The sequence below is a fragment of the Dietzia maris genome (assembly GCF_014144855.1).
Taxonomy (GTDB): domain Bacteria; phylum Actinomycetota; class Actinomycetes; order Mycobacteriales; family Mycobacteriaceae; genus Dietzia; species Dietzia kunjamensis.
The window spans coordinates 1-3,333 of sequence record NZ_JAALDN010000076.1 but is presented as its reverse complement, the minus strand read 5'-3'; the positions used below and the strand labels follow the sequence as shown (position 1 = coordinate 3,333).

At 67.9% G+C, this 3,333-nt stretch carries 2 protein-coding genes and 1 pseudogene; 2 read left to right on the top strand and 1 reads right to left on the bottom strand.

Going from position 1 to position 3,333, the window contains the following annotated elements:
• Positions 1 to 371: pseudogene (locus G6024_RS02840) on the top strand (IS21 family transposase); the annotation flags it as partial.
• Entirely contained in the window at positions 368 to 1,150 is a 783-nt protein-coding gene (gene istB / locus G6024_RS02835) for an IS21-like element helper ATPase IstB (protein WP_067719230.1), read from the top strand. The pseudogene G6024_RS02840 and the gene istB, both read left to right, overlap by 4 nt.
• Positions 1,151 to 1,424: 274 nt before the next feature.
• Here istB and G6024_RS02830 read toward each other — a convergent pair whose 3' ends face one another.
• The gene (locus tag G6024_RS02830; RefSeq protein ID WP_069389025.1) at positions 1,425 to 3,146 is read right to left on the bottom strand and encodes an IS1634 family transposase; all 1,722 of its coding nucleotides are present in this window, start codon (positions 3,144 to 3,146) and stop codon (positions 1,425 to 1,427) included.
• Positions 3,147 to 3,333 lie beyond the last annotated feature (187 nt).

The following is a 3,333-nucleotide window of genomic DNA, read 5'->3' as shown; positions in this document are numbered from 1 at the left end:
AACCGCGCTTTCCGAAGGGCGTCCCAAACACCAAGGCTCGCTCCCAGGCCGAGAAGGAGTTCCTGGCCTTGGGCGATGGAGCCCAGTCCTGGTTGATCGAGGCCTCCGCCGCCGGGACCTCGCGGATCCGGGCCAAGATGGTCGACGCCGTCGAGCTGGCCGCCCTGGTCGGTGCCGACGACGTGGACGAAGCACTGGGGATTGCTGCCGCGGCCGGACGGTTCGCCGACGGCGACGTCGCAGCGATCGTCCGGCACCTGGCCACCGGCGCGACCGGTGCGGACCTGGTCATCGCCGACGAAGCCCACTCCGCTCAGCCTGGGACAGGAGCCTGGGCCGGCTTCGGCACCCGAAAGGACACCGGCCGATGAGCACACCGACCACCACGCCGGCGGTGCCACTGCCCGAGGACCTGACCTCGGTACTCAAACGAATGCGCATGCCCTACCTGCGGGCCGCCGCCCCCGAGGTCCTGGCCACCGCCCGGGCCCAACGCTGGGACCCCACCGAACTGCTGCGGGTCCTGCTCGCCGAGGAGATCCGCGGACGAGACGAGGCCACCAAAGCCGCCCGCCGCAAGGCGGCCGGACTCCCCGCCGGCAAGACGTTCGACTCCTGGCGCGAAGCCGACTCCTCCATCCCCGCGCCGACCCAGTCAGCGCTCGCCGGACTGGAATGGGTGCACCGAGCCGAGAACCTCGCCATCAGTGGCCCCTCAGGCACCGGAAAGACGCACTTCGTCGAGGCCCTGGCCCACAACGTCATCGACGCCGGCATGCGGGTCTCCTGGTTCACCCTCGAATCGCTGACTGAAGCCCTGGCACGCGCCAACGTGGACGGCTCCGCCGGCAAAGTCATCGCCCGCATCACCCGCGCCGAGCTCATCGTCGTCGACGACATCGGGATGCTGCCCGCGGGTCAAGCCGCCGCAGAGGCGTTCTACCGCCTGGTCGATGCCACCTACGAACGCCGCAGCCTGGCGGTCACCAGCAACCTGCACCCCGCGGGATTCGACACCTTCATGCCCAAAACCCTGGCCACCGCCGCCGTGGACCGACTCCTGCATCACGCCCACGTCATCATCACCGAGGGCACCTCCCTCCGGCTCGCCGAAGCCACCGCCGGCAAGGGGGTGGTCCCATTGCACTAACCGACCACCAGGGAGATGAACTGACCGCGCACAGGGAGATCAGCTGTCCGCGAGCAGGGAGATGAACTGACCGCCCACAGGGAGATCCCAATGTCCCTTGACACGAGGACGGCCTTGAGCATCTCGTTCAAAAAGCCGTCCTTGCCAGTCCGGGGTTTCGCAGCTGGTGGGCACACGGTAGGCGCCGAAAGTTGGTGTGGCCTGCGGTAAGGCATGTTGAAGCTCGCAGGGGTCGTGTTACTACGGCCCCTGCGGGTCTGCGCGCGGGGCGGTGTCAGGTGGTGGTGAAGTCGGCGAACTTCGGTGGCTCGGGCAGTTCGAGGTCGCGCCAGATCTGCTTTTGGGCCTCGGTGGGCTGGGAGCGCTGCCTGACGGTGCCTTCGCTGGTGGCCAGGGTGACCAGGTGGAGCCGGTCGAGTTCATGCCGCAGGGTGCGCCAGGTCTGCCCGGTGGTGGTCTCGGCGACGCGGATCAACAGCAGTGCGAGCCAGCACAGTTGCACGTGGGCGCGGATCCGGTCCTCGCGACGGTGGAACACCGGCCGCAGGCCGAGGCTGCTTTTCATGTCCCGCCAGCCGGCCTCCACGGCCAGGAGTTGCTTGAAGGCCGCGGCCAGATCTTCGGCGGTCAGGGTGGTGTCGGAGGTGCGCAGCAGCCACTTGCCGTCGAGCTGGGCCTCGCGCTTGGCGGCGGCCCGGTCGATGCGCAGCAGGCCAGTGGCGGTACGGCGCAGGTAGCGGCGCAGGCCCGGCTTGTTCTTCAGCGAGCCGACGAACTCCGAGCGCTTCGCGGGAGTCCACGCATCGGAGCCATCGATCAATCCGGCCAGATGGTCCATCAGGTTCGCCCGGACTGCCTGGTCGCGGTCTGCCTGGTCGGGGTTGTGGCAGATCACGAACCGCACCGCCCGGGCGCCACCATCGCCGTCACCCTGGCCACCGGGGGCGACGCGCACTTCCTTCACACGCAGATTGCCGGCCACAGTGCGGTAGCGCCCCGGGCGGGCCAGGGCAGCGGTGGCCTCACGGTTGGTGTGGCGCAGCTTCTCGGCGTGGATGTAGTGCCCGCCACCGCGGGTGAGATAGCTGCGGTTGGCCTGCGAGGCGAAGCCACGGTCGGCGACCCACACCATTCGGCGCAGGTTCCAGTCGTCCAGATCGTCCTTGATGGTGCGGATGATCTGACTGTCACCGGTGTCGCCCGGGAAGGCCCAGCAGCGCACCGGGATGCCATCGCGGGTGACGGCCATCGCGATGACCACCTGCGGTAGATCGGTGCGGAAGTCTTTGGAGTGGCCGAACGCGCGGGCCCCGGATTCGACCGGATTGGCGTCCTCGTCGCCAGGGTTGTCGTCCTGGAGTTCGGGCAGCTCGTCGGGGTGGTCGGTCTCAAAATAGGTGCTGGTGGTGTCGACGAACACGATGTCCAGATCGAGGTTGAGCAGGTTCGCCACGGAGTCGAAGATCTCGGCGGCGATCTCCTCGAGCACCTCCAGGAGGAAGTCCATCGCCCGGTAGGCGTGATCCTCGCCCAGTTCGGCCAGCCCGTCGATCGCGACCCGCTCGCCCACCCAGCCGGTCGCCGCCAGCTTCGATCCTGGTTCCAAGGCCCGCTGGGCGACCAGGGCGAACAGCACCCGTTCGGTGAACTGCCCATCCAACCGGCGACCGTCAGCGGCGCGGCGGATCGCCGCCCCGATGCCCAGTCGCTGCCACATCTGGTCCAGGGTCCAGGCCCCGCCGAGGCGACGCGAATCAAGGATCTCCACGTCCCCGCCCGCCACCGCGGCGGTGGCCTGCTCAGGCGTCAGGAACCGCGAGATCGAGGACACCAACCGCTCCAGTCCCTTGCGGTCGACCTGCTCGGCTCGGCCGAAGTTGTGGATCACCTTCGCCCTCGGAACGCCGGTATCCGGGTGACGTTCGTTGTGCGCCAGCTGCAGATACGACACCGTCGAGCCGTCCCGGTTGGTGCGCTTGGTCTGACGCAAGTACATGCCTACATGAAACCACGGACAACCGCCCATGGCCAGCCGAACACGCCGAAAGTCGTGTGCCTACAAGTAATCAGGATTCCAGACAGCATGCAAGGCCCTGACCAGGCACGGCCCGATCACGAACTACTACGAATGCCTACAAGCTGCGGAACTCCGGCCAGTCAACTCCAACCCTCGCGAACGGGTC